This window comes from uncultured Schumannella sp. (assembly GCF_905479755.1).
Classification (GTDB): Bacteria; Actinomycetota; Actinomycetes; order Actinomycetales; family Microbacteriaceae; genus DCRR01.
Genome location: NZ_CAJQNT010000004.1, coordinates 20,343 through 45,332 on the forward strand (window position 1 = coordinate 20,343; position 24,990 = coordinate 45,332).

Here is a 24,990-nt window from a genome sequence, read left to right on the forward strand (position 1 = left end):
GTCCGCCGGGTTATTGAATTGTCAGAACTGCGCCGCGGTTCCGCGGGTGTGTCGGGTGCGCTCCGCGCGCGAAGCGCACCCAACCACGCCACGTGACCTTGTCAGCGCGGCGTCTGAGAGTTAGACGCGGCGACGCTTCGGCGGACGAACACCGTTGTGAGCCTGGGGCGTCACATCGTTGATCGTGCCGACCTCGAGGCCCGCCGACTGCAGCGAACGGATCGCGGTCTCGCGACCCGAACCCGGGCCCTTGACGAAGACGTCGACCTTCTTCATGCCGTTCTCCTGCGCCTTGCGCGCGGCGGCCTCGGCGGCCATCCCGGCCGCGTACGGGGTCGACTTGCGCGAGCCCTTGAAGCCGACGTCGCCGCCGGAGGCCCAGGCGATGACCGCACCCGAGGGGTCGGTGATCGAGACGATGGTGTTGTTGAACGTCGACTTGATGTGGGCCTGGCCCACGGCGATGTTCTTCTTTTCCTTGCGGCGGGGCTTGCGCGCGGCCGACTTCGGGGTAGCCATTACTTCTTGCCTGCCTTCTTCTTACCGGCGACGGTGCGCTTCGGGCCCTTGCGGGTGCGGGCGTTGGTCTTGGTGCGCTGTCCGCGCACGGGAAGGCCGCGACGGTGGCGGATGCCTTCGTACGAGCCGATCTCGACCTTGCGGCGGATGTCGGCCTGCACCTCGCGGCGCAGGTCACCCTCAACCTTGTAGGTGCCCTCGATGTAGTCGCGAAGGGCGACGAGCTGGTCGTCGGTCAGATCCTTCACGCGGATGTCACCGGAGATTCCGGTTTCCTTGAGCGTGGCGAGGGCGCGCGTGCGGCCCACACCGTAGATGTACGTCAGTGCGACCTCCACGCGCTTTTCGCGCGGGATGTCGACGCCGGCGAGACGTGCCATGGTGGCTTCTCCTGGGAGTCATTCGGAGGTGTGACACACCGTCGGTGCCCGGGCCTCCGACCCGGGGTGTCCCCTCTTCGCGAGGTTCTGACGGCGCTAGTTCAGATATTCAGTTGTGAAGCTGGCTGCTAGCCCTGGCGCTGCTTGTGACGCGGGTTGGACTTGCAGATGACCATGACGCGACCGTTGCGGCGAATGACCTTGCAGTGGTCGCAGATGGGCTTGACGCTGGGGTTGACCTTCATTGTTCTCTCTCGCTGTCATCGTGCACGGACGCCGTCAGGCGCCCGGCCGTTACTTTCCAGCAGTACCTACTTGTAGCGGTAAACGATTCGGCCGCGAGTCAGGTCGTAGGGGCTCAGCTCTACGATCACTCGATCCTCGGGGAGGATACGAATGTAGTGCTGACGCATCTTGCCCGAAATGTGGGCGAGAACCTTGTGTCCGTTGCTCAGCTCAACGCGAAACATCGCGTTGGGAAGAGCTTCGACCACCGATCCCTCGATCTCGATGACTCCGTCTTTCTTGGCCATAACCTCTCAAGCGCTCACGTGTGTACTACTGGTCGTGCGGTGGATGGGTGATGCAGGCACGCCCGAAGGCACACGGCACCAAAGATCGAGCCTAGCCCATTCGGGGCGGTTTCGCCACACGCCGACACGGATGCCGGGCGCAGCGGGGTTGTGCGCTACGCCGCGCCCAGATCGCGCGCGTCGAGCGCGGCGAAGATGCGGGCGGTGACGTCGTCGATCTCGCCGAGCCCGTCGACCTCGATCAGCAGACCGCGCTCGTGGAACATCTCGAGCAACGGCGCCGTCTCGCGCTGGTACACCTCTTGGCGGTGACGGATGGCCTCTTCCGAGTCATCCACGCGACCCTGCTCGACCGAGCGCTGGCGCAACCGCCGGACGACCTCTTCCTGGTCGGCGGCAAGCCGCACGACGCCGTCGAGGGCGTGACCGTGCGAGGCCAGTAGCTCGTCGAGGTAGCGCACCTGGTCGGGAGTGCGCGGGTAGCCGTCGAGCAGGAACCCGCCCTGGGCATCCGCCTCGTTGAGTCGATCGGTGACGAGGGCGTTGGTGAGCGAGTCCGGAACGTAGTCACCGGAGTCGACGATCGCCTTCACCTGCTTGCCGAGTTCGGTCTCGTTCGCGATGTTGAACCGGAAGATGTCGCCCGTCGAAATGGTCGGGATCCGGTACTTCTCCGCAATGCGCGCCGCCTGAGTACCCTTGCCGGCCCCCGGGGGGCCGACGATCAGCAATCGGGTCACTTCAACAGCCCCTCATAGTGGCGCTGCTGAAGCTGCGAGTCGATCTGCTTGACCGTCTCGAGGCCGACACCGACCATGATCAGGATGCTCGTGCCACCGAACGGGAAGTTCTGGTTGGCGCCCACGAGCACGAGCGCGATAAGCGGGATCAGGGCAACGAGACCGAGGTAGACGGAGCCCGGCAGCGTGACGCGCGTCAGCACGTAGTCGAGGTACTCCGCGGTCGGACGACCGGCGCGGATGCCGGGGATGAACCCGCCGTACTTCTTCATGTTGTCGGCGACCTCGTCCGGGTTGAACGTGATCGCGACGTAGAAGTAGGTGAACCCGACGATGAGCAGGAAGTACGTGAGCATGTACAGCGGGTGGTCCCCCGCGGTCAGCGTGTCGGAGATCCAGCTCACCCAGGCGGCGGGCGCTTCGCCCGAGGCCGGCTGGTTGAACTGAGCGATGAGCGCCGGGAGGTACAGCAACGACGAGGCGAAGATGACCGGGACGACGCCCGCCATGTTGACCTTGATCGGGATGTACGTGTTGTTGCCGCCGTAGGTGCGTCGACCGACCATGCGCTTCGCGTACTGCACCGGGATCCGTCGCTGCGACTGCTCGACGAAGATGACCGCCACCATGATGAGCACGCCGATGGCAAGCACCAGGATGAAGATCTCGATGCCCTTGGTCGTCGCGATGACGCCGAGCGAGGTCGGGAAGGTCGCCGCGATCGAGGTGAAGATCAGCAGCGACATGCCGTTGCCGATGCCGCGCTCGGTGACGAGCTCACCCATCCACATGATGACGCCGGTGCCGGCGGTCATCGTGATGACCATGAGCAGAATCGCGTACCAGGCGTCGTTCGCGATGAGGTCGGAGCACTCCGCGACCGACCCCGTCGGGAACAGCGCACCCGAGCGTGCGACCGTGATGAGGGTGGTCGACTGCAGAACGCCGAGCGCGATCGTCAGGTAGCGCGTGTACTGCGTGAGCTTCGCCTGGCCCGACTGGCCCTCCTTGTAGAGGGTGTCGAAGTGGGGGATGACCACGCGCAGCAGCTGCACGATGATCGACGCCGTGATGTACGGCATGATTCCGAGCGCAAAGATCGACAGCTGCAGGAGAGCCCCGCCGCTGAACAGGTTGACCAGGTCGTACAGGCTCCCCGCGGTGGAGTTCCCCGCAAGACAGGCTTGGACGTTCTCGAACTGCACGAACGGCGCTGGGATGAACGACCCCAGGCGGAAGAGCGCGACGATGCCGAGTGTGAACCCGATTTTGCGACGCAGGTCGGGCGTGCGGAAGATCCGCGCGACGGCACTGAACACGACGCCTCCAGAAGTTTTTGGGACAGTGCGACCTTACCCGGTCGCAGAGACGGCGGCTCCCCACATCGGGGAGCCGCCGTCAGAAACTACTTGACCGAACCGCCGGCGGCGACGATCTTCTGCTCCGCGGAGCTCGAGACCTTGTCAACCGACACGTTCAACTTGACGGCGATGTCGCCGCCACCGAGGACCTTGACCTTCTCGTTCTTGCGAACGGCGCCCTTGGCCACGAGGTCGACGACGGTCACGTCGCCGCCCTTCGGGTAGAGCTCGGCAAGCTTCTCGAGGTTGACGACCTGGTACTCGACGCGGAACGGGTTCTTGAACCCGCGCAGCTTCGGCGCACGCATGATCGAGTTGAGGTTTCCGCCCTCGAGCCCGGCCGCCACCTGGTAGCGAGCCTTCGTGCCCTTGGTTCCGCGGCCCGCGGTCTTACCCTTCGAGCCCTCACCGCGACCCACGCGAGTCTTGGCCTTCTTGGCACCCGCCGCCGGGCGGAGGTGGTGCGCCTTGAGGATCTGCGGGCGCGCCTCGGAGGGCGCCGCAGCCTTCTTGGCGGCCGGCTTCGCGGCGGCCTTCGCCGCCGGAGCCTTCTCGGCCGGAGCCGACTCAGCAGCGGCCGGAGCCTTGGCAGCCGTCGACTTGGCCGGAGCCTTCTTCGCGGGCGCCTTCTCGGCGGCCGGCTTGTCGGCAGCGGCCTTGGCCGGAGCCTTGGCAGCCGTCGACTTCGCAGCCGTCGTCTTAGCCGGAGCCTTCTTGGCCGGAGCCTTCTCGGCGGCCGGCTTGTCGGCAGCGGCCTTCGCCGGAGCCTTCTTCGCCGGAGCCTTCTTGGGAGCCGCCGCAGCGGTCTCCTTCTTGTCTTCCTCAGCCATTAGTCAATCTCCTCGACCTTCACGAGGTGGGCGACCGTGCGGACGTAGCCGCGGTTGGCCTGGGTGTCCTCACGCACGACGACGTCGCCGATGCGCTTGAGGCCCAAGCTCCGCAGCGTGTCGCGCTGGTTCTGCTTCTCGCTGATAACGGACTTGATCTGGGTCACCTTGAGGCGCGCAGCCATCATGAACCTGCCTTTGCACTTGCCGCGGCCCGAGCGTCGGCCTCGGCGCGCACGAGGCGCTCCGGGGCAACGGCTTCGAAGTCGAGGCCACGACGTGCGGCGACGGCACGCGGCTCTTCGAGCTGCTGCAGCGCCGCGACGGTCGCGTGAACGATGTTGATCGTGTTCGACGAGCCGAGCGACTTGCTCAGGACGTCGTGGATACCGGCGCACTCGAGCACCGCGCGAACCGGACCACCGGCGATAACACCGGTACCGGGGCCCGCGGGACGCAGCAGCACGACACCGGCAGCGGCCTCACCCTGCACCGGGTGCGGGATGGTGGCGCCGGTACGCGGAACGCGGAAGAAGTTCTTCTTCGCCTCCTCGACACCCTTGCTGATCGCGAGCGGCACTTCGCGCGCCTTGCCGTAGCCGACGCCGACCATGCCGTTGCCGTCACCCACGACGACGAGCGCCGTGAAGCTGAAGCGACGGCCGCCCTTGACGACCTTCGACACGCGGTTGATCGTCACGACGCGCTCGAGGAACTGGCTCTCCTCGCGGCCGCCACGTGCTCCGCGGTCGTTGCGCGGGCTGCGCTCACGGCCGCCGCGACGAGCCTCGCGAGGCTCGGTCGACGGCGCCGTGCCGGCGGCCGTCTCCACGACCTTGCCAGCGGCGACAGTCGTGTCGTCGGTTGCGTTGATCTTGTCCTGGTTTTCCGTAGCCTCGGTCACAGCTCCAGCCCTCCCTCGCGAGCGCCCTCGGCGATCGCGGCCACGCGTCCTGCGTAGCGGTTGCCACCGCGGTCGAACACGACCGCGGCAATGCCGGCCTTCTTGGCACGTTCGGCGACGAGTTCGCCGACCTTGCGGGCCTTTGCGGTCTTGTCGCCATCGAAGGCGCGCAGGTCAGCTTCGAGAGTCGAAGCCGACGCCACGGTGTGGCCCTTGCTGTCATCCACGACCTGCACGAAGACGTGACGGGCCGAGCGGGTGACGACGAGTCGCGGACGCTCTTCCGTGCCGACGATGCGCTTGCGCACACGGGTATGACGACGGGCGCGCTGCGCGGACTTCGAATCCGAACGCTTGACGATTCCAGCCATGATCACTTACCACTCTTTCCGGCCTTGCGACGAACAACCTCGCCGGCGTAACGCACACCCTTGCCCTTGTAGGGCTCGGGCTTGCGCAGCTTGCGAATGTTCGCCGCGACCTCGCCAACGGCTTGCTTATCGATGCCCTTGACGGTCAGCTTGTTGTTGCCCTCGACCTCGAACGAGATGCCGGCGGGCGGGTCCACGGTGATCGAGTGCGAGTAGCCGAGAGCGAACTCGACCGAGCTGCCCTTCGACGCCACGCGGTAACCGGTGCCGACGACCTCGAGGCTCTTGGAGTAGCCCTCGGTCACGCCGACGATCTGGTTGGCGATCAGCGTGCGGGTGAGCCCGTGCAGCGAACGCGACTCGCGCTCGTCGTCCGGACGGGTGACGAGCACCTGACCCTCTTCGAGCTTGACCTCGATCGGGCTCTTGACGGTGAGCGACAGCTCGCCCTTCGGTCCCTTGACGGCGACGGCCTGGCCGTCGATCGTCACGGTCACGCCGGCGGGCACGTCGATGGGAAGACGTCCAATACGCGACATGTCAGATCACCACACGTAGGCGAGGACTTCCCCACCCACGCCCTTCTTGGTCGCCTCGCGGTCCGTGAGGAGCCCCGAGGAGGTGGACAGGATGGCCACGCCGAGTCCGCCGAGGACGTGAGGGATCTCCGTCGACTTGGCGTACACGCGAAGGCCAGGCTTCGACACGCGCTTGATGCCCGCGATCGACCGCTCGCGGTTGGGGCCGTACTTGAGGTCGATCGTGAGCGTCGAGCCCACGCGTGCCTCTTCGACCTTCCAACCGGCGATGTAGCCCTCCTTCTGGAGGATCTCGGCGATGTGGGTCTTGAGCTTGCTGTTCGGCAGCGAAACCGTGTCGTGGTACGCACGGTTCGCGTTGCGCAGACGGGTCAGCATGTCCGCGACCGGGTCTGTCATCGTCATGGTGTGTGTTTCCTTCGTTCAGCCGGTTTCGACATCCGCTAGCTCCTCAAGAGCACTGACCGGATGCCGACCTGGTTGATGGTCGGCGGGGCGGTTGCCCCGTCGGGTGTTACTGGGCGTTCTCCGCCGACTTGAACGGGAAGCCGAGCGCGCGCAGCAGGGCGCGACCCTCGTCATCCGTCTTGGCGGTGGTGACGACCGTGATGTCGAATCCGCGGACGCGGTCGATCTTGTCCTGATCGATCTCGTGGAACATGCTCTGCTCCGAGAGACCGAAGGTGTAGTTGCCGTTGCCGTCGAACTGCTTGGGGCTGAGGCCACGGAAGTCGCGGATGCGCGGAAGCGCGAGCGACAGCAGACGGTCCAGGAACTCCCAGGCGCGGTCGCCGCGCAGCGTCACGTGGGCGCCGATCGGCATGCCCTCACGCAGCTTGAACTGCGCGATGGACTTGCGCGCCAGCGTCACCTGCGGCTTCTGGCCCGTGATGAGCGTGAGGTCCTTGATGGCCCCCTCGATCACCTTCGAGTCGCGCGCAGCTTCACCGACGCCGGTGTTCACCACGATCTTGACAAGACCAGGAACCTGGTGCGGGTTGGTGTACCCGAACTCTTCGCTGAGAGTCTTGACAATCTCGGTGCGGTACTTCGACTTGAGTCGGGGCTGGATTGTGCCAGCCTCAGTCGTCGCGGCCATCAGATCACTTCTCCGGACTTCTTCGCGTAGCGCACGCGAACGGTCTTCTTGACGCCGTCCTTCTCGACGGTCTCCTCACGGAAACCGACGCGGGTCGGCGTCTTGGTCTTGGGGTCGACGAGCGCCACATTCGAGATGTGGATCGGCGCCTCGTGCGTCTCGATGCCGCCGGTCTTGGTGCCGCGCTGCGACTGCCCGACCTTGACGTGCTTCGTGACGTAGTTGACGCCCTCGACGATGACGCGGTTCTTCTCGGAGAGAACCTCGATCACGCGACCCTGCTTGCCCCGGTCACCGCCGCGGTCCTGCGAGGGACCACTAATGATCTGGACGAGGTCGCCCTTCTTGATGTTGCGGCCCATGGTTAGAGCACCTCCGGCGCGAGCGAGATGATCTTCATGAACTTCTTGTCGCGCAGTTCGCGGCCGACCGGTCCGAAGATGCGGGTCCCACGGGGGTCCCCATCAGCCTTCAGGATGACGGCGGCGTTCTCGTCAAATTTGATGTAGGAGCCATCGGGACGACGCGTCTGCTTGATCGTGCGCACGATGACGGCCTTGACGACGTCGCCCTTCTTGACGTTGCCGCCCGGGATCGCGTCCTTGACGGTCGCGACGATGACATCGCCGAGACCGGCATAGCGACGGCCTGAACCACCGAGCACGCGAATCGTCAGGAGCTCCTTGGCGCCGGTGTTGTCGGCGACCTTGACTCGAGATTCTTGCTGCAGCATGGCCTACTTCGCCTTCTCGTTGATCTCGACCAGACGCCAGCGCTTGGTGGCGCTCAGCGGGCGAGTCTCCGTGATCGTGACGAGGTCGCCGATGCCGGCGGTGTTGTTCTCGTCGTGAGCCTTGATCTTCGAGGTGCGGCGGATGACCTTGCCGTAAAGCGGGTGCTTCACGCGGTCTTCGACCTCAACCACGATGGTCTTGTTCATCTTGTCGCTCGTCACGTAGCCGCGGCGAACCTTGCGGTAGCCACGCGCGCTCTCGTCGCGAACGTCGTGGGCGGCGGATTCGTGTCCGGCCTCGGCCTTCTTGACCTGTGCCATTACTTGCTCGCCTCCTCGGCGGTGTCAGCAGCCTCGGCCTCGGGAGCCTCAGCGGCCTCCGACTTCTTGGCGGACTTTTTGGGCGCCTTCGCGGGAACCTCGAGCGGCGCGGGCGTGGCCCGGATGCCGAGCTCGCGCTCACGGATGACGGTGTAGATGCGAGCGATGTCGCGCTTCACGGCACGCAAGCGTCCGTGGCTTTCGAGCTGACCGGTGGCCGACTGGAAGCGCAGGTTGAACAGCTCTTCCTTGGCCTTCTTCAGCTCTTCGACGAGTCGCTCGTCTTCGTAGGTGTCGAGCTCGATCGGGGCGAGCTCCTTGGATCCGACGGCCATTACGCGTCGCCCTCCTCGCGCTTGATGATGCGTGCCTTGAGGGGCAGCTTGTGAATTGCACGGAGCAGCGCCTCGCGGGCGAGCTCCTCGTCAACGCCGGCGACCTCGAAGAGGACGCGACCCGGCTTGACGTTGGCGACCCACCACTCCGGCGAACCCTTACCGGAACCCATGCGGGTTTCGGCCGGCTTCTTCGTCAGCGGACGGTCGGGGTAGATGTTGATCCACACCTTTCCACCACGCTTGATGTGACGGGTCATCGCGATACGAGCGGACTCGATCTGACGGTTGGTGACGTACGCGGGAGTCAGCGCCTGGATCCCGTAGTCACCGAACGACACCTTGGTGCCACCGGTGGCCTGGCCGTCACGGCCGGGGTGGTGCTGCTTGCGGTACTTGACCTTGCGGGGAATAAGCATGATTACGCCTCGGCTCCTGCGGTGGCGGGCGCGGCTTCGGCACGGGGGCCACGGCCGCGCGGGCCGCCGTCACGACGCTCGGGGCGCGACGACTTCTGAGCCGCCTGCTCACGAGCAAGTTCCTTGTTGGTGATGTCACCCTTGTAGATCCACACCTTGACGCCGATGCGGCCAAAGGTGGTGCGGGCCTCGTAGAAGCCGTAGTCGATGTTCGCGCGCAGCGTGTGCAGCGGCACACGACCCTCGCGGTAGAACTCCGAGCGGCTCATTTCGGCGCCACCCAGACGACCCGACACCTGGATGCGAACACCCTTGGCGCCGGCGCGCTGAGCGCCCTGCAGACCCTTGCGCATCGCGCGACGGAAGGCGACACGAGCAGACAGCTGCTCGGCGATTCCCTGCGCGACCAGCTGAGCCTCGGCCTCGGGGTTCTTGACCTCGAGGATGTTGAGCTGGATCTGCTTCTTGGTGAGCTTTTCGAGGTCGGCGCGGATGCGCTCGGCCTCGGCGCCGCGACGACCGATCACGATGCCGGGACGCGCGGTGTGGATGTCCACACGCACACGGTCACGGGTGCGCTCGATCTCGATGCGAGCAACACCAGCGCGGTCCAGGCTCGTCTTGAGCAGGTTGCGGATCTTGATGTCCTCGGCCACGAAGTCGGCGTAACGCTGACCGGGCTTGGTCGAGTCGGCGAACCACCGCGACACGTGGTCGGTGGTGATGCCGAGACGGAAACCGTACGGGTTGACCTTCTGGCCCATTACTTCTTCCCTGCCTTCTGCGTCGGCGCGGCGTTCGAGACGAGCTCGTCCGGCGTCGCCAGCACGACGGTGATGTGGCTCGTGCGCTTCAGGATCTTGAAGGCGCGGCCCTGGGCACGCGGCCGGAAGCGCTTGAGCGTCGTTCCCTCGTCGACGTAGGCCTTGGCGATGACCAGGTCCTGCTCGTCGAGGAAGGTGTTCGAGGCATCCGCCTTGACACGTGCGTTCGCCATGGCCGAGGCCACGAGCTTGTAGATCGGCTCGCTGGCGCTCTGCGGGGCGAACTTCAGGATGGCAAGAGCCTCCTGAGCCTGCTTGCCGCGGATCAAATCCACCATGCGGCGGGCCTTCATCGGGGTAACGCGAATGTGCTTCACGCGGGCGATCGACTCAACCATCAGCGACGCCGTCCCTTCTTGTCATCCTTCTCGTGCCCGCGGAACGTCCGCGTGGGCGCGAATTCGCCGAGCTTGTGCCCGACCATGGTCTCGGTCACGAAGACCGGGATGTGCTTGCGACCGTCGTGCACGGCGATGGTGTGTCCCAGCATGGCGGGGACGATCATCGAACGGCGCGACCAGGTCTTGATCACGTTCTTGGAGCCAGCATCGTTCTGAACCTGAACCTTGCGGAACAGGTGGTCGTCGACGAAGGGACCCTTCTTGAGACTGCGCGGCATCTTCTTCTACCTCTACTTGCGCTTCTTGCCGACGGTACGACGACGGACGATGAGCTTGTCGCTTTCCTTGTTCGGACGGCGCGTACGGCCCTCCTTCTGACCCCACGGGCTGACCGGGTGGCGTCCACCGGAGGTCTTGCCCTCACCACCACCGTGCGGGTGGTCGATCGGGTTCATGGCGACACCACGGACGGTCGGGCGAACGCCCTTCCAGCGCAGACGGCCGGCCTTGCCCCAGTTGATGTTCGACTGCTCGGCGTTGCCGACCTCGCCGATCGTCGCGCGGCAGCGCAGGTCGACGTTGCGGATCTCACCCGAGGGCAGACGCAGCTGGGCGTAGGGGCCGTCCTTGGCGACGAGACGGACCGAGGCACCAGCCGAACGGGCCATCTTCGCTCCGCCACCGGGGCGCAGCTCGATCGCGTGAATGACGGTACCGACCGGGATGTTCTTCAGCGGCAGGTTGTTGCCGGGCTTGATGTCAGCCGACGGACCCGACTCGACGATGTCACCCTGCGACAGCTTGTTCGGCGCGAGGATGTAGCGCTTGGTGCCGTCCACGAAGTGCAGCAGCGCGATGCGCGCGGTGCGGTTCGGGTCGTACTCGATGTGCGCGACCTTCGCGTCGACGCCGTCCTTGTCATTGCGACGGAAGTCGATGAGTCGGTACTGACGCTTGTGACCGCCACCGATGTGACGCGTCGTGATGCGTCCGGTGTTGTTGCGGCCACCCGTCTTGGGCAGCGGGCGAACGAGCGACTTCTCGGGCGTCGAGCGCGTGATCTCCGCGAAATCGGCGACCGACGAGCCACGACGACCGGGAGTCGTCGGCTTGTACTTGCGAATTGCCATGATGGTCTCCTGAGGTCCTAGCCGACAGCCGTGAAGATGTCGATCGAACCGGACTTGAGGGTGACGATCGCGCGCTTGGTGTCCTTGCGCTTACCGGCACCGAAACGCGTACGACGGGTCTTGCCGTTGCGGTTGAGGGTGTTCACCGAAGCGACCTTCACGTTGAAGATCTTTTCGATCGCGAGCTTGATCTCGGTCTTGTTCGAGCGGGGGTCCACCTCGAAGGTGTACTTCCCGTCATCGATCAGGCTGTAGCTCTTCTCGCTCACGACGGGCGCGAGGATGATGTCGCGCGGGTCCTTGTTGTAGCCGCTCATGCGCTGGCCTCTTCCTTGTTCGACTTCGAGGCGACGAACGACTCGAAGGCACCCTTGGTGAAGACGATGTCGTCGCTGACGACCACGTCGTAGGCGTTGAGCTGGTCGGCGAACAGCACGTGCACGTTGCCGAGGTTCCGGACGCTCTTCGCGCTGACCTCGTCGCTGCGCTCCAGCACGACGAGCACGTTCTTGCTCGTCGCGACCTGCGTCAGCAGAGCGATCGCGGTCTTCGTGCTGGGCACCTCGGCCAGGCCGAAGCTCTCCACGACGTGAAGACGCTCGCCGCGCGCGCGGTCCGAGATGACGCCGAGCAGAGCCGCGGCGATCATCTTCTTGGGGGTGCGCTGCGAGTAGTCACGCGGGACCGGTCCGTGGACGATGCCACCACCGCGGTGCTGCGGCATGCGGATCGAGCCCTGACGGGCACGACCGGTGCCCTTCTGCTTGAACGGCTTGGTGCCGGAACCCGACACCTCGCCGCGACCCTTGACCTTGTGCGTTCCCTGGCGGGCGGCCGCGAGCTGCGCGGTCACCACCTGGTGGATCAGCGGGACGTTGGTCTGGACGTCGAAGATCGAAGCGGGCAGCTCGACCGAGCCGGACTTCTTTCCCTTCGCGTCGATGACGTCGACAGTGGCGTTAGCCATGGCGATCACGCACCCTTCACGGCGTTGCGGACGAACACGATGCGGCCACGCGCGCCGGGAACGGCGCCCTTGACCAGCAGGAGGCCCTTTTCGGCATCCACGGCGTGGACCTTGAGGCCCTGGACGGTGACGCGGTCGCCACCCATCCGACCGGCCATGCGCATGCCCTTGAAGACGCGGCTGGGCGTCGAGGACGCACCGATCGAGCCGGGCTTGCGGTGGTTGCGGTGCGCACCGTGCGAGGCGGAGACGCCCTTGAAGTTGTGGCGCTTCATGACACCGGCGAAGCCCTTGCCCTTGCTCGTGCCGACGACGTCGACGAACTGGCCGGCTTCGAAGATGTCCACGGCGAGCTCCTGGCCCGGGGTGTACTCGGCAGCGTCGGCCGTCCGAACCTCGGTCAGGTGGCGGCGCGGCGTGACGCCGGCCTTCTCGAAGTGGCCAGCGGCGGGCTTGTTGACCTTGCGGGGGTCGATCTGCCCGTAGGCGATCTGAACCGCGGCGTAGCCGTCCTTCTCCACCGAGCGGACCTGGGTCACGACATTCGGGGAGATCTGGACGACGGTCACCGGAACGAGCTTGTTGTTCTCATCCCAGACCTGGGTCATGCCGAGCTTGGTGCCGAGCAGACCCTTGGTCGTCTTGACTGCAGACATTGGAGTTTCCTTGATTTCTGAGCGCCAGTCGCGGGGACTAGAGCTTGATCTCGATGTTGACGTCGGCGGGGAGGTCCAGGCGCATGAGCGAGTCGACCGCCTTGGGAGTGGGGTCGATGATGTCGATCAAACGCTTGTGGGTGCGCTTCTCGAAGTGCTCGCGGCTGTCCTTGTACTTGTGGGGAGAACGGATCACGGTGACCACGTTCTTCTCCGTCGGAAGCGGAACCGGGCCGACCACGGTGGCACCCGCACGGGTGACCGTGTCAACGATCTTGCGCGCCGAGGCGTCGAGGCCAGCGTGGTCGTACGACTTCAGCCGGATGCGGATCTTCTGTCCCGCCATGTGCATCTCTCTTCTCTGTCTCACACCTCGCGTTGCGAGGCATCGCGCAACAACGTCCGGTTCTTCACGAACCTTTCGTGCTGACGCACCACTGTTCTTCTGTCAATCCCGGCCACTCGCTGGCGAGCGCGCGCGAACGCACGGATTCCCAGCAAGGATTGGATTCGATTGAAGCTTTGTTCTGCTCCCCGCGGCCTAGCCTGCGTCAGAACCGTAGTTCCGGCGGCTATGCACTGCCTGGCAGTGATCCGCGCACCGAAGCGCGGAATGTCGAACTAGAAGAGTTTGCCACACCCCGGCATTTGCTGCAACCCGGGCGTGTCGTGCTTATTGGCGACGCCGCCGCTCCTGCGGCGTCGCGCGCTCCGCGCGTGCGAAAGGCCCGGCGCAGCGGGTGCACCGGGCCTTCGGAGAGCGGGCCGACTAGTCGTTGCCGACCGCGTCGTCGGCCGCGTCGCGCGCATCCGAGATCTGGTCGCTGAACTTGCCGCCGGTGACGTCATCGACGACGTCCTCCAGCTTGTCGAGGACGTTGTCGCTGATGTCCTCGGCCTGGTCGCTGTCGAGCGCATCCTTGACCTGATCGCTCTCGAGGAAGTCCTTGGCCTTGTCGCCGATGTCGCCGAGATCGAATCCCATGAGTCCTCCGTCCGGTCGCGGAGAAGCTCTCCGCGCGTCCTTCCATTCTTCGGTCTCGCCACGATGCCGGCAACCCTCACGGCCGAGATGCGTCCGCGAACACCAAACGGGGCCGAGCCGTGCGGCTCGACCCCGTTCGGGAAAGTACGAAAGTACTTACTTGTTGATCTTCGTGACCTTGCCGGCGCCCACGGTACGGCCACCCTCACGGATGGCGAAGCCGAGGCCCTCCTCCATGGCGATGGGCTGGATCAGCTCAACCGTCATGTCGGTGGTGTCGCCGGGCATGACCATCTCGGTGCCCTCGGGCAGCGTGATGACGCCGGTGACGTCGGTGGTGCGGAAGTAGAACTGCGGGCGGTAGTTGCCGTAGAACGGGTTGTGACGCCCACCCTCGTCCTTGGACAGGATGTACGCCGTGCCCTCGAAGTTGGTGTGCGGCGTGACCGAACCCGGCTTCACGACGACCTGGCCGCGCTCGACGTCTTCGCGCTTGGTACCGCGAAGGAGCAGACCACAGTTCTCGCCGGCCCAGGCCTCGTCGAGCTGCTTGTGGAACATCTCGATACCGGTGACCGTGGTCTTCTGCGTCGGGCGGATGCCGACGATCTCGACCTCGGAGTTGATCGCGAGGGTGCCGCGCTCGGCGCGACCCGTCACGACGGTTCCACGACCGGTGATGGTGAAGACGTCCTCGATGGGCATGAGGAACGGCTTGTCCTTGTCACGCACCGGGTCGGGGATGTTGTCGTCAACGGCCTGCATGAGCTCGACGATCTTCTCGCTCCACTCGGCGTCGCCCTCGAGAGCCTTGAGGCCCGAGACGCGCACGACCGGCGCGTTGTCGCCGTCGAAGTCCTGGCTGGAGAGGAGCTCGCGCACCTCGAGCTCGACGAGCTCGAGGATTTCCTCGTCGTCGACCATGTCGGACTTGTTGAGCGCGACCAGCAGGTACGGCACGCCGACCTGCTTGGCGAGCAGCACGTGCTCGCGCGTCTGCGCCATCGGGCCGTCGGTCGCCGCAACCACGAGGATCGCGCCGTCCATCTGGGCCGCACCGGTGATCATGTTCTTGATGTAGTCGGCGTGACCGGGGGCGTCGACGTGCGCGTAGTGGCGCTTCGGGGTCTCGTACTCGACGTGCGAGATGTTGATCGTGATACCACGCTGGCGCTCTTCCGGCGCCGAGTCGATCGAGGCGAAGTCGCGCAGCTTGTTGACATCCGAGGGGTACTTCTCTGCGAGCACCTTCGAGATGGCAGCGGTGAGCGTCGTCTTTCCGTGGTCGACGTGACCGATCGTTCCGATGTTGACGTGCGGCTTGGTCCGCTCGAACTTGGCCTTAGCCACTTGGGTCCTCCTCAGGACTCGGCGCGGGACCCGGATGGTTTCCGGATGCTCCGCTGTTTGGGTACTTGGTTACTTTAGTGGGGTTCGCAGACGAGAGACCTGAAAGGTCACTCGCCCTTGCTCTTCTGGACGATCTCGTCGGCCACGGCCTTGGGGACCTCAGCGTAGGAGTCGAACGTCATCGAGTACACCGCGCGACCGGAGGTCTTCGAGCGCAGGTCGCCAACGTATCCGAACATCTCGGACAGCGGAACCTTTGCCGACACGACCTTCACGCCGGTGGCGTCCTCCATGGACTGGATCTGACCGCGCCGCGAGTTGAGGTCGCCGATGACGTCGCCCATGTACTCCTCGGGCGTACGCACCTCGACCGCCATCAGCGGCTCGAGCAGAACGGGACTCGCCTTGCGCGCGGCCTCCTTGTAGGCCATCGATCCGGCGATCTTGAACGCCATCTCCGAAGAGTCGACGTCGTGCGAGGCACCGTCGAGCAGCGTCGCCTTGACGCCCACCGTCGGGAAGCCGGCGAGCACGCCGACCTGCATCGCATCCTGGATTCCGTGATCCACCGAGGGGATGTACTCGCGCGGAACGCGACCACCCGTCACGGCGTTCTCGAATTCGTAGGTCGTCTCGGGAGTGACCTCGAGCGGCTCGAGCTTGATCTGGATCTTCGCGAACTGACCCGATCCACCCGTCTGCTTCTTGTGGGTGTAGTCGAACTTCTCGATCGTCTTGCGAATGGTCTCGCGGTAGGCGACCTGCGGCTTGCCCACGTTGGCCTCGACGTTGAACTCCCGCTTCATGCGGTCGACCAGGATGTCGAGGTGGAGCTCGCCCATTCCCTTGATGACGGTCTGACCCGTCTCCTGGTTCTGCTCGGTGCGGAACGTCGGGTCTTCCTCGGCGAGCTTCTGGATGGCCGTTCCCAGCTTCTCCTGGTCCGCCTTGGTCTTGGGCTCGATCGCGACCTCGATGACCGGCTCGGGGAAGGTCATCGACTCGAGGACGACCTGCTCCTGCATGTCGGAGAGGGTGTCACCGGTGGTGGTGTCCTTCAGACCGATCACGGCGTAGATGTGGCCGGCGCTGACGCTGTCGACCGGGTTCTCCTTGTTGGCGTGCATCTGGAAGATCTTCCCGATGCGCTCCTTCTTGCCCTTGGTCGAGTTGGCAACCTGCGAACCGGACTCGATCGTGCCCGAGTAGACGCGGATGTAGGTGAGGCGGCCGAAGAACGGGTGCACCGCAACCTTGAACGCGAGCGCCGAGAACGGCTCGCTCGAGGACGGCTTGCGAACGATCTCCTTCTCCTCGTCACGCGGGTCGTGCGCGATCATGTCGGGCACATCCAGCGGGCTGGGGAGGTAGTCCACCACCGCGTCGAGCATCGGCTGCACGCCGCGGTTCTTGAACGCGGAACCGCACAGCACCGGGTAGAGCTCGCTCGCGATCGTCATCTTGCGGATCGCGCCCTTGATCTCGGCGACGGTGAGCTCTTCGCCCGCGAAGAACTTCTCGAGCAGCGCGTCGTCGCTTTCGGCGACGGTCTCGAGCAGCAGCTGGCGGTACTCGTTGGCCTTGTCGACCAGGTCGGCCGGGATCTCTTCGATCTCGTACTTGGCGCCCATCTGGACGTCACCCTTGGAGTCGCCACGCCAGGTCAGCGCGCGCATCTCGACCAGGTCGACGACACCTTCGAAGGTGTTCTCGAAACCGATCGGGATCTGCAGCACGAGCGGCTTGGCGCCGAGGCGCTTGATGATCGTGTCGACCGTGTAGTAGAAGTCGGCGCCGAGCTTGTCCATCTTGTTGACGAAGCAGATGCGCGGAACGTCGTACTTGTCGGCCTGACGCCACACGGTCTCCGACTGGGGCTCAACGCCCTCCTTGCCGTCGAACACCGCGACCGCGCCGTCGAGGACGCGGAGCGAACGCTCCACCTCGACGGTGAAGTCGACGTGACCGGGGGTGTCGATGATGTTGATCTGGTGCTTGTCCCAGAAACACGTCGTCGCCGCCGAGGTGATGGTGATGCCGCGCTCTTGCTCCTGCGCCATCCAGTCCATGGTGGCCGCGCCGTCGTGGACTTCACCGATCTTGTGGGTGATGCCCGTGTAGAACAGGATGCGCTCGGTCGTCGTGGTCTTTCCCGCATCGATGTGAGCCATGATGCCGATGTTGCGGACCTTCGTCAGGTCGGTGAGCACGTCCTGTGCCACGGGCAGTTCCTATCGTTAGAAGTGAATGTTGTTCGCCGGTCGAGGAGGCGCGACGCGCGGGATCGAAACCGGAGTCCCGATCCGCGCTCGCGCGCTCCTCGACCGACTGCGTGCTACCAGCGGTAGTGCGCGAAGGCCTTGTTCGCTTCGGCCATCTTGTGAGTGTCTTCGCGGCGCTTGACGGCCGCGCCGAGACCATTCGACGCGTCGAGGATCTCGTTGGTCAGGCGCTCGGTCATCGTCTTTTCACGACGCGACTTGGCGTAGCTGGTCAACCAGCGCAGCGCGAGAGTGTTCGCGCGGTGCGGCTTGACCTCGACCGGAACCTGGTACGTCGATCCACCGACACGACGGCTCTTGACCTCGAGGGTCGGGCGCACGTTGTCGAGCGCCTTCTTGAGAACCTGGACGGCATCCTGACCGGACTTCTGAGCGACACCGTCGAGCGCGCCGTACACGATGCGCTGAGCGAGGTCCTTCTTTCCGTCGAGGAGGATCTTGTTGACGAGCTGGCTGACGACCTGCGCGCCGTACACCGGATCGGCGACGACGGGACGCTTCGGGGCGGGACCCTTACGAGGCATTACTTCTTGTCCTTCTTCGCGCCGTAGCGGCTACGCGCCTGCTGACGGTTCTTGACGGCCTGGGTGTCGAGCGCGCCGCGCACGATCTTGTAGCGCACGCCGGGGAGGTCCTTCACACGACCGCCGCGGACGAGCACCATCGAGTGCTCCTGCAGGTTGTGGCCCTCGCCGGGAATGTAGGCGGTGACCTCGGTGCCGTTGGAAAGCTTGACGCGAGCGACCTTGCGAAGCGCCGAGTTCGGCTTCTTCGGGGTGGTCGTGTAGACGCGGGTGCAAACCCCGCGCTGCTGGGGATTGGCCTTCAGCGCCGGCGCCTTGGTCTTGACGACCTTCGGCGTCCGGCCCTTGCGGACCAGCTGTTGAATGGTGGGCAAAAGTGCTCCTCAATAATCGCTGCACGGTGACAGCGGCTGATGGGTGGTAAATCGTCCATCGGGATCCATCCGCAACCCGGAACCGACTCGCGTGTGTGTGATGGATATGCCGTGGGGGCCACCCGCGTCGAATCTCTTCGACGGGCGTGACCCTCGTGGTGTGCTCGACTCATCCGACCCCCGCCTCGCGCAACCGCAGTTGCGCAGACACGGGGAATCGTGTGCACAGAGCACACACGCACTCGATGATAGTCGGGTGAGTAATGCGGCGCAATGTCGCGCCGGACTTCGCGCCGCCTCCCCCGACTATGGCGTGGGCGTCGGGGACGGCGTCGCCGTCGCGCTTTCGGTCGGCTCCGGGGCGGGCGTCTCCTCGACCTTCGGCGCGTCCGGATCATAGCTCGGATCGTGCATGACGAAGATGTAGGCCGTGATCGTGCCGCTGGGAGCGCCCGAGTAGCCGCCGACGAACGCGACGTTCGTGACCAGGATCACGCGCGTGCTCCGCTGGAGCGCGCCGACGAAGTCCACCACCTCGTTCGGCTTGTTCTGCAAGGTGATGCTGACCGGCACGACGTACAGCGCTTCGGCGGCACGTCCGGTCAGCGCGGGAGCCGCCGCGGCCGACCCCTCCGGGATCGTGACGGCGCTGCCGTCGTCGTTGGTCCCGTAGAGCCGAGGCTGACCCGTGGTGATCCCCGTGATCAGCACCTCGACATCGTCCGCCGTTCGCGAGAGCTGGGCGTAGAAGGCCTCGATATCGGAGCTCGCGGGCAGCGTCTCGCGCAGCTCCTCGAGCTCCAGACGGTACTCATCCACGTTGTCGAACTTCGCGCGCAGCTCCACGAGCGTCGCCTCTTGCGCCAGATTCGTCGCCTCGGCCGCCTCGCGCTGCTCGTCGGCGTCGCGTGCGACCGCCAGCAGCGGAGCGACGCCGAGCAACCAGCCGAGACCCAGCACGGCGACGATGATCACGGCGGTCATCAACCCCCAGAGTCGTTGGGCATTCACGGTGTCGCCTCCTCGGTCGGTTCGGCAGACGGATCCTCGGAACCGTCGGTCTCCTCGGTTTCCTCGGTCGCGTCGCCGTCGGCCGACTCCTCGTCCGTGGTTTCCGCGAAACGGTGCGTCAACGCCTCAGCGTTCAGCGTCACCACGACACTGGTCATGTACACGTGGTCCCCGTCGTCGTACTCGGTGCTCGCAATCCACGACGAGGCGTAGCCGGTCATCGTGTGCAGCCGATCGGCGATCTCCGCGGCGGTGATGATTTTCTTCGACTGGACAACGACCGAGACCGAGATCAGTCCGTCAACGTTGTCGATGTCGGTGGTCGTCGCGACGATCCCGTCCCACGGCGCCGGCGCCGCGATGACGCCCGCGTCGATGCTCGACTCCGAGGCGAGTCGCCGGGAGACCTCGGAGTAGATACTGGCCCAGTCCGCTTCGGTCGCCGTCACCACCAGCTGCGCCGCCTTGGTCGCCTCGACGAGGTCGGCAACCGCCGCCGCCTCCGCGTAGGTCAACTGCTCCGCCAGCAACGCGTCCGTCTTCGCCTGCGCGTCCGCGAGCGCGACCTGAGAGGCCACCGATTGCGTGAACGCGAAGGTCACCCCGCCCGCGACCACCACGACGGCGAGCACCATGAGCAGGACCATGATCCGCCGCGACTCCCGCACCTTGGCGCGTTCGCGCACCATCGGGGGAAGGAGCTGAACGCTCGGCTCACCGGAAAGCACCAGCTTCTTGTTCGTCGTGCCGCTCATCGGTGACTCCCTCGTGCCAGACCGAACGCGACGACGAAGCGGTCGTTCTCGGCGGCCGTGCGCCGCTCACGCACCTTCGACGCCACCCGCTCCAACGGTTCGGCGAGCGCGACCGGCAGCCCGGTGAGGTCAGCGAGCGCGTTCGGGACGCCGGACATCAGCGCTCCGCCGCCCGACAGCAGGATTCGGCTGACCGGCTCGTTCGGCTTCGCGTTGGCGTAATAGCTCAAGGTGTTGCGCACGCTCGACAGCAGCTCCCCCACGACCTCGTAGATGATCTCGATGGCGGGCCGGTCCTCGGGACGCAGCATGGCCGCACCCATCCCCAGGGATCGCTTGGTCTGCTCGGCGCGTTCCGGCGCCCACTGCAGTCGGGTCGCGAGCGCACGGGTGATGTCGTCGGCGCCGTTCGGAATGATGCGCACGAACTGCGGCACCCCATCCTCGACCACCACGACGTTGGTCGTGTTCGCGCCGAGCGAGACCACGACTTCGCGCCCTCGCGAGGTGCGCTGCGGCGTCATCGCCCGCACCAGCGCGAAGGGAATGAGATCAACGTGGATCGGGTCGAGTCCGGCGCTGATCGCGGCCGTCACGTTAGCGTTCACGGCCTCTTTGACCGCTGCGACGAGCAGCCCGGACACCTCGGCATTGGACTCCGACTCCGACTCCGCGATCGGGTAGTAATCGAGGACGGCCTCGGCGACCGGCACCGGCAGCAGATCCTGGACGAGGAACGGTAGCGACTCGCGGATCTGGTCCAACGGCGCCCGCGGGACCACGAGGTCACGCGCGAACACGCGCGTACCGCCGATTCCGAGGATCACCCGCTTCGAGCTAAACCGACCGGTGGCCCACAGCCGGCGGAGCGCGGTCGCGACCGTCGCGACCTCGATCACTTCGCCGCGCCGCACCGAGGTGTCGGGCACCGGGACTTCATGCGCGCGCACCAGCACGGGCTTCGCGGTGTCGAAGTCCCGCACCTCGACGGCGCGAATCGACGCACTGCCGATGTCGACGCCGACCACTGTGCCACTCATCGCTGTCTCCCTGTGTTTCGTCGCTCTAGAGCGCTAGTCCGAATAGTCCGAGGTAGCCATGGAAGATCGCGGGACCACCGAGGATTCCCACCCACGCACCGAGGAGCATCCACGGCCCGAACGCTATCGCAGCCTTGCGCCCGCGCCCGGCCAACATGAGCGCAATGCCGAAGATGCCACCGGCGAGGAACCCCGCGACGATGCCGACGCCGAGAGTCGGCCAGCCGAGGAAGCCCAAGAACAGGCCCAGGGCGCCCGCGAGTTTGACATCGCCGAAGCCCATTCCGCCGGGCCAGGCGAGCGCGAGCGCGAAGTACAGGCCACCCCAGATCACGAGCCCCAGCCCGGCAGTGGCCAGCGCGCCCCAGTCGCCCCTCAGCGCCGCGACCGTCGTGAGCAGAAGCCCGCCGACGGCGTAGGCCGGCAACACCAGCACATTCGGGAGGCGTCGGGTGTCGAGATCGATGAGCGCCAAGGCAATGCTGATCGCCGCAAGATAGAGATAGGCAATGAACTGCACGATCCCTGCGGCGAGCGCGGCCGGCGAGGTCGCGTCGACGATGTCGGGGGCGAAGACCCACGCCACGACGGCGAAGAACACCGCGGTCGCGAGTTCGACGAGCGGGTAGCGCGGCGAGATCGCCGCCTGGCAGTCGCGACACCGACCGCGGAGCACCAGCCAGGAGACGACGGGGATGTTGTCGTACGGCCGAATCGCGTGACCGCACGCGCCGCACGCGCTCGGCGGCGACACGATGGACCGACGGGCCGGCACGCGATAGACGACGACATTCAGGAACGATCCGATCAGCGCCCCGAACGCACCTGCCACGAGCGAGATCGTCAATTGCCGACGCTCACGTTTCGAGACGAGACCACGGTGCGATCGAGTTCAGTCGCGGAGACGGTCGTCTCTTGGCCCGTGTTCAAGTCGACGCCGGGAAGCCCGACCGCGACGTATCCGAGGGTCGCCCCTCCGGAGATCCCCGCCTGGCCCGAGAACACCTGGCCCCGGAAGGTCGTGCTGGACCCGAGCGACACGTCGCACGGGGTGTACATCATGACGCTCAGGTTGGTGCTGAAGCTGAACCCGCCGGAGATGCTGTACGAGTTGTTGCCGCTCGTGCACGTGGGCTGATCGTTGTCGGTCTCGTCGGGAGTGACCAACCACAGCCGCTTGGCGCTGCTCGCGGTGAACCCGCCGCCGCCGCTCAGGCTCAGCTTGTTGGTGAAAATCGCGGTGTCGGCCGTCAGGGTCACCACGTCGCTTCCCCCGATCGAGATGCCCTTCGAGCACCCGAGCGCGTTGATGAGGACCTTGCTGCCGGCGGCGCTGTTGATCGCGGAAACCACCTGAGAGTACGAGCACGACGATCCCGTGATGGTCTTGACGGTGAAGCCGTCCCACTCGCTCGGGTCGTAGTCGAAGTCAACCCAGTCGGGCACGAGCGGCGCCGTGGGCGCCGACGGATTCGTCGCGTACGGGCTCGAGTTCGCCGAGCTCGAGGCCACCGTCGTGGTGCCGCCGACGAGGCCGCTCGAGTTCCTCGGCTGCGACAGCGACGCCGTACGAAGGTTCTTCTCGATCTTCGAACCCCAGTCGAGGGTGGTCGCACCGTAGACCCAGGCGTGGCCCTTCACGAGGCCGCCACTCTTGAACGTCAGCGTGCCCGCGGTGAGGTTGCCGCCGACCGTTCCCGAGTTCTTGAAGTTCGCGAGGCCGGTGACCTGCACATTTCCGGCGACGGTGCCGCCGTTGGAGAAGTCGATGCTTGCCGCCGAGACGTTGCCGCCGACCGTCGCTCCGCCCGACATGCTGACGTCGTTGGTGACCCACACGCTCCCGCCGACCGAACTACCTCCCGTGATCGAGATGGCGGTCGCCACGGCGTTGCCGCCGATGTCTGGGCCACCCGGCATGGTGATGACGCCGGTCGCCCACGCATTCCCCGTGATCAGGCATCCGCCGGCGACTTTCAGGTCACCGTTGGCGACGACGATATCGGTTTCGCCGTCGGCGCCACCCGTGCAGTCCACGTCGCCGGTCTTGATCAAGATCGCGGGGTTCGAGCCGTCGACACCGACCAAGGAGCCGCCGCCGGAGAACCCGGTCGCGCTGAACGCGTAGACGGCCGGCCCGGTCGCGTTGATCTGGGCCGACGTCGTCGCGTTCGACAGCACCACTTCGAGATGGCTGGAGTCGTGAGCCGAGTTGCCCGCGACGCCTTCGGCCGAGGCATACCCCGTCGAGAGGATGCGCACCTGAGTGGTGAGGCTCGCCGGGCATCCTCGCGTCCAGCCGGAGCCGAGCGGCACCCAGATCGTCGCCAGGTAGCTCGGAGTCGCGCCCGACGCACTCGCGTACTGGTTGCCCGAGGCGGAGCAGGTGCCAGCGACCAGACCGGCCCTCGCCGCGGCGACGCCCGCCTCCGCGGCCGCCTGCGACTGGACGTTGGCTCGGGCGCTCGACGTCACGCCGGTCGCCGTCACCACCGAGCTGGCAACAAGCGTCGACAGCAGCAACGACACGGCGAGCAGCGCCATCACGGACGCCATCGCCGCGCCGCGCTCCTCATCGCGCCACGCGGCCAGCCGAGAATTCACACGAGTCAAAAGCATGATGCGTCCTCCGATACACCCAGCAGCGATGTCGTCGTGAAGTCCATCTGAACGGGACTTGTCCCCGTCACGGCAACGAGAAAACCGACCTCAACGCTGGATCCGGATCGCGTGAACACCGTGCTCCCCGAGCTCGGCGTCACGCCGTCGACCAACAGCGTCCAACTGGCGAGCTCTGCGGCATCGGGAACCGTGATCTTGGTCCCGTCCGCGGTCTGGGTCATCCAGATCTTGCCGCCATCAGAGCTCGAGTAGAACCAACCCCGGCAGTGCCACGTGAGCGTGGTGCCCGCGCCAGCCACCTTGGCGACGAGCAGCTGATCGCTGCCGGACGCCTCCAGGTTCAGCGCCGAGGCGTTGCGCACCCCGGAGTCGATGCTGTCGGCGGTCGCCTGCGCCATGCTTGTCGCCGAGGTCGAGGTCGTCACCTGCGCCTGGGCGTTCGTGATGCTGATCATCACGCCGCCGAGCGCGAGAGAGACGAGCGAGAAGATAGCCGCTGCGGCGATCATCTCGGTCAGGGTGAAGCCGTCATCACGGCGAAGGCGGAGTCGGATCATGTCGTCACGTACACCAGAGTCGCCGCCGAGACGACCGTCTCGCCGGAGTCCATGCGCGTCGCGGTCACGTTCGCCTTGACCGTCCCGACGGCGGACGTCGGACAGGCATCGATCACGGTGGTAATGCGGATCGTGACGCCGCGCGGGTCGACCGTGTCGGCCTCGCCGGCGAGCACCTGAACCGCGTCACAATACGGACCCGCATCTTGAACCAGAGCCAGTTGCTCGTTGACGAGCTGATTGGCGGTCGCGAGCGACGTGTTCTCGGCGGAAAGTTTGAGTCCCTGCACGAGCAGGGGAATGAAGGCGAGCGAGAGCGCTGCCAACACGAACATCGAGACGACGATCTCCACCAGGCCGAAGCCCTGGTCGTCGCCGGTGGTGTTTCCGGTGCCGAGACGAGTCTCGGTGCGAGTTGCGTTGTCCATGCGATCGAGCCCCCCTCTCGGATCGTGATGCTGATGCTGTGGGGCGCCGGAGATCCTCCG

At 65.7% G+C, this 24,990-nt stretch carries 38 protein-coding genes; all 38 read right to left on the reverse strand.

Going from position 1 to position 24,990, the window contains the following annotated elements; translation table 11 throughout:
* Positions 1–120: 120 nt before the first annotated feature.
* The gene (gene rpsK, locus QZ258_RS01350) at positions 121–519 is read right to left on the reverse strand and encodes a 30S ribosomal protein S11 (RefSeq protein ID WP_294178335.1); all 399 of its coding nucleotides are present in this window, start codon (positions 517–519) and stop codon (positions 121–123) included.
* Positions 519–899, reverse strand: a complete 381-nt coding sequence (rpsM, locus tag QZ258_RS01355; protein ID WP_294178336.1) for a 30S ribosomal protein S13 — start codon at positions 897–899, stop codon at positions 519–521. Before rpsM ends, rpsK begins: the two co-directional genes overlap by 1 nt.
* 128 nt (positions 900–1,027) lie before the next feature.
* Positions 1,028–1,144 (reverse strand): 50S ribosomal protein L36, encoded by a 117-nt coding sequence (rpmJ, locus tag QZ258_RS01360; RefSeq protein ID WP_055821300.1) that lies wholly within the window; start codon positions 1,142–1,144, stop codon positions 1,028–1,030.
* A gap of 66 nt (positions 1,145–1,210) precedes the next feature.
* Positions 1,211–1,432 carry a translation initiation factor IF-1 gene (infA, locus tag QZ258_RS01365; protein WP_066056559.1) on the reverse strand — a complete coding sequence of 74 codons (222 nt, stop codon included), beginning with the start codon at positions 1,430–1,432 and terminating at the stop codon, positions 1,211–1,213.
* Between the two features lie 155 nt (positions 1,433–1,587).
* Complete coding sequence (locus tag QZ258_RS01370; protein WP_294178345.1) at positions 1,588–2,172, reverse strand: adenylate kinase; 585 nt, start codon at positions 2,170–2,172, stop codon at positions 1,588–1,590.
* Positions 2,169–3,491, reverse strand: a complete 1,323-nt coding sequence (secY, locus tag QZ258_RS01375; RefSeq protein ID WP_294178346.1) for a preprotein translocase subunit SecY — start codon at positions 3,489–3,491, stop codon at positions 2,169–2,171. Before secY ends, QZ258_RS01370 begins: the two co-directional genes overlap by 4 nt.
* 86 nt (positions 3,492–3,577) lie before the next feature.
* Entirely contained in the window at positions 3,578–4,363 is a 786-nt protein-coding gene (gene rplO, locus QZ258_RS01380; RefSeq protein WP_294178348.1) for a 50S ribosomal protein L15, read from the reverse strand.
* Positions 4,363–4,548: a 50S ribosomal protein L30 gene (rpmD, locus tag QZ258_RS01385; RefSeq protein WP_271119459.1), complete on the reverse strand. Its 186-nt coding sequence runs from the start codon at positions 4,546–4,548 to the stop codon at positions 4,363–4,365. Before rpmD ends, rplO begins: the two co-directional genes overlap by 1 nt.
* Entirely contained in the window at positions 4,548–5,195 is a 648-nt protein-coding gene (gene rpsE / locus QZ258_RS01390; protein ID WP_294178424.1) for a 30S ribosomal protein S5, read from the reverse strand. The genes rpmD and rpsE overlap by 1 nt, the downstream gene beginning before the upstream one ends.
* A 68-nt stretch (positions 5,196–5,263) precedes the next feature.
* Positions 5,264–5,638 carry a 50S ribosomal protein L18 gene (gene rplR / locus QZ258_RS01395; RefSeq protein WP_294178426.1) on the reverse strand — a complete coding sequence of 125 codons (375 nt, stop codon included), beginning with the start codon at positions 5,636–5,638 and terminating at the stop codon, positions 5,264–5,266.
* Between the two features lie 2 nt (positions 5,639–5,640).
* Complete coding sequence (gene rplF / locus QZ258_RS01400) at positions 5,641–6,177, reverse strand: 50S ribosomal protein L6 (protein WP_294178350.1); 537 nt, start codon at positions 6,175–6,177, stop codon at positions 5,641–5,643.
* Positions 6,178–6,183: 6 nt separating this feature from the next.
* Positions 6,184–6,582, reverse strand: a complete 399-nt coding sequence (gene rpsH / locus QZ258_RS01405; protein ID WP_294178352.1) for a 30S ribosomal protein S8 — start codon at positions 6,580–6,582, stop codon at positions 6,184–6,186.
* Positions 6,583–6,691: 109 nt separating this feature from the next.
* Complete coding sequence (gene rplE, locus QZ258_RS01410) at positions 6,692–7,276, reverse strand: 50S ribosomal protein L5 (RefSeq protein ID WP_294178354.1); 585 nt, start codon at positions 7,274–7,276, stop codon at positions 6,692–6,694.
* On the reverse strand, positions 7,276–7,638 hold the full coding sequence (gene rplX, locus QZ258_RS01415) for a 50S ribosomal protein L24 (RefSeq protein WP_294178356.1): 363 nt from the start codon (positions 7,636–7,638) through the stop codon (positions 7,276–7,278). The genes rplE and rplX overlap by 1 nt, the downstream gene beginning before the upstream one ends.
* Positions 7,639–7,640: 2 nt before the next feature.
* Positions 7,641–8,009 carry a 50S ribosomal protein L14 gene (gene rplN, locus QZ258_RS01420; RefSeq protein WP_294178358.1) on the reverse strand — a complete coding sequence of 123 codons (369 nt, stop codon included), beginning with the start codon at positions 8,007–8,009 and terminating at the stop codon, positions 7,641–7,643.
* A 3-nt stretch (positions 8,010–8,012) separates the two neighbouring features.
* Complete coding sequence (gene rpsQ, locus QZ258_RS01425) at positions 8,013–8,330, reverse strand: 30S ribosomal protein S17 (protein ID WP_294178360.1); 318 nt, start codon at positions 8,328–8,330, stop codon at positions 8,013–8,015.
* Positions 8,330–8,665, reverse strand: a complete 336-nt coding sequence (rpmC, locus tag QZ258_RS01430) for a 50S ribosomal protein L29 (protein ID WP_294178361.1) — start codon at positions 8,663–8,665, stop codon at positions 8,330–8,332. Before rpmC ends, rpsQ begins: the two co-directional genes overlap by 1 nt.
* A complete protein-coding gene (rplP, locus tag QZ258_RS01435; protein WP_294178362.1) occupies positions 8,665–9,084 on the reverse strand; it encodes a 50S ribosomal protein L16 in 420 nt (139 codons plus the stop codon). Before rplP ends, rpmC begins: the two co-directional genes overlap by 1 nt.
* A 2-nt stretch (positions 9,085–9,086) precedes the next feature.
* Entirely contained in the window at positions 9,087–9,848 is a 762-nt protein-coding gene (gene rpsC, locus QZ258_RS01440; RefSeq protein WP_294178363.1) for a 30S ribosomal protein S3, read from the reverse strand.
* The gene (gene rplV / locus QZ258_RS01445) at positions 9,848–10,246 is read right to left on the reverse strand and encodes a 50S ribosomal protein L22 (protein WP_294178365.1); all 399 of its coding nucleotides are present in this window, start codon (positions 10,244–10,246) and stop codon (positions 9,848–9,850) included. The genes rpsC and rplV overlap by 1 nt, the downstream gene beginning before the upstream one ends.
* The gene (rpsS, locus tag QZ258_RS01450) at positions 10,246–10,527 is read right to left on the reverse strand and encodes a 30S ribosomal protein S19 (protein WP_294178366.1); all 282 of its coding nucleotides are present in this window, start codon (positions 10,525–10,527) and stop codon (positions 10,246–10,248) included. Before rpsS ends, rplV begins: the two co-directional genes overlap by 1 nt.
* Before the next feature lie 12 nt (positions 10,528–10,539).
* Entirely contained in the window at positions 10,540–11,379 is an 840-nt protein-coding gene (gene rplB, locus QZ258_RS01455) for a 50S ribosomal protein L2 (RefSeq protein WP_294178367.1), read from the reverse strand.
* 17 nt (positions 11,380–11,396) lie between these two features.
* Positions 11,397–11,696, reverse strand: a complete 300-nt coding sequence (gene rplW, locus QZ258_RS01460; RefSeq protein WP_294178368.1) for a 50S ribosomal protein L23 — start codon at positions 11,694–11,696, stop codon at positions 11,397–11,399.
* Positions 11,693–12,346, reverse strand: a complete 654-nt coding sequence (gene rplD, locus QZ258_RS01465) for a 50S ribosomal protein L4 (protein ID WP_294178369.1) — start codon at positions 12,344–12,346, stop codon at positions 11,693–11,695. The genes rplW and rplD overlap by 4 nt, the downstream gene beginning before the upstream one ends.
* 5 nt (positions 12,347–12,351) lie before the next feature.
* On the reverse strand, positions 12,352–13,002 hold the full coding sequence (gene rplC / locus QZ258_RS01470) for a 50S ribosomal protein L3 (RefSeq protein ID WP_294178371.1): 651 nt from the start codon (positions 13,000–13,002) through the stop codon (positions 12,352–12,354).
* A 37-nt stretch (positions 13,003–13,039) separates the two neighbouring features.
* Positions 13,040–13,348, reverse strand: a complete 309-nt coding sequence (gene rpsJ, locus QZ258_RS01475) for a 30S ribosomal protein S10 (protein WP_294178374.1) — start codon at positions 13,346–13,348, stop codon at positions 13,040–13,042.
* 423 nt (positions 13,349–13,771) lie between these two features.
* A complete protein-coding gene (locus QZ258_RS01480) occupies positions 13,772–13,987 on the reverse strand; it encodes an antitoxin (protein ID WP_294178376.1) in 216 nt (71 codons plus the stop codon).
* A gap of 156 nt (positions 13,988–14,143) precedes the next feature.
* The gene (tuf, locus tag QZ258_RS01485; RefSeq protein WP_294178378.1) at positions 14,144–15,337 is read right to left on the reverse strand and encodes an elongation factor Tu; all 1,194 of its coding nucleotides are present in this window, start codon (positions 15,335–15,337) and stop codon (positions 14,144–14,146) included.
* 107 nt (positions 15,338–15,444) lie between these two features.
* Positions 15,445–17,559, reverse strand: coding sequence for an elongation factor G (fusA, locus tag QZ258_RS01490; RefSeq protein ID WP_294178380.1), 2,115 nt, complete (start codon positions 17,557–17,559; stop codon positions 15,445–15,447).
* A 113-nt stretch (positions 17,560–17,672) separates the two neighbouring features.
* Positions 17,673–18,143, reverse strand: coding sequence for a 30S ribosomal protein S7 (gene rpsG / locus QZ258_RS01495; protein ID WP_294178381.1), 471 nt, complete (start codon positions 18,141–18,143; stop codon positions 17,673–17,675).
* Positions 18,143–18,517, reverse strand: coding sequence for a 30S ribosomal protein S12 (rpsL, locus tag QZ258_RS01500; protein WP_141145283.1), 375 nt, complete (start codon positions 18,515–18,517; stop codon positions 18,143–18,145). The genes rpsG and rpsL overlap by 1 nt, the downstream gene beginning before the upstream one ends.
* A 306-nt stretch (positions 18,518–18,823) precedes the next feature.
* Positions 18,824–19,528: a hypothetical protein gene (locus QZ258_RS01505; RefSeq protein WP_294178382.1), complete on the reverse strand. Its 705-nt coding sequence runs from the start codon at positions 19,526–19,528 to the stop codon at positions 18,824–18,826.
* Positions 19,525–20,283, reverse strand: coding sequence for a hypothetical protein (locus tag QZ258_RS01510; RefSeq protein ID WP_294178383.1), 759 nt, complete (start codon positions 20,281–20,283; stop codon positions 19,525–19,527). Before QZ258_RS01510 ends, QZ258_RS01505 begins: the two co-directional genes overlap by 4 nt.
* Complete coding sequence (pilM, locus tag QZ258_RS01515; RefSeq protein ID WP_294178384.1) at positions 20,280–21,323, reverse strand: type IV pilus assembly protein PilM; 1,044 nt, start codon at positions 21,321–21,323, stop codon at positions 20,280–20,282. The genes QZ258_RS01510 and pilM overlap by 4 nt, the downstream gene beginning before the upstream one ends.
* A gap of 25 nt (positions 21,324–21,348) precedes the next feature.
* Positions 21,349–22,170: an A24 family peptidase gene (locus QZ258_RS01520; protein ID WP_294178385.1), complete on the reverse strand. Its 822-nt coding sequence runs from the start codon at positions 22,168–22,170 to the stop codon at positions 21,349–21,351.
* Positions 22,167–23,942 (reverse strand): polymer-forming cytoskeletal protein, encoded by a 1,776-nt coding sequence (locus QZ258_RS01525; RefSeq protein WP_294178386.1) that lies wholly within the window; start codon positions 23,940–23,942, stop codon positions 22,167–22,169. The genes QZ258_RS01520 and QZ258_RS01525 overlap by 4 nt, the downstream gene beginning before the upstream one ends.
* Positions 23,933–24,502 (reverse strand): type II secretion system protein J, encoded by a 570-nt coding sequence (locus QZ258_RS01530; protein WP_294178387.1) that lies wholly within the window; start codon positions 24,500–24,502, stop codon positions 23,933–23,935. The genes QZ258_RS01525 and QZ258_RS01530 overlap by 10 nt, the downstream gene beginning before the upstream one ends.
* On the reverse strand, positions 24,499–24,930 hold the full coding sequence (locus QZ258_RS01535; protein ID WP_294178388.1) for a hypothetical protein: 432 nt from the start codon (positions 24,928–24,930) through the stop codon (positions 24,499–24,501). The genes QZ258_RS01530 and QZ258_RS01535 overlap by 4 nt, the downstream gene beginning before the upstream one ends.
* Positions 24,931–24,990: the final 60 nt, after the last annotated feature.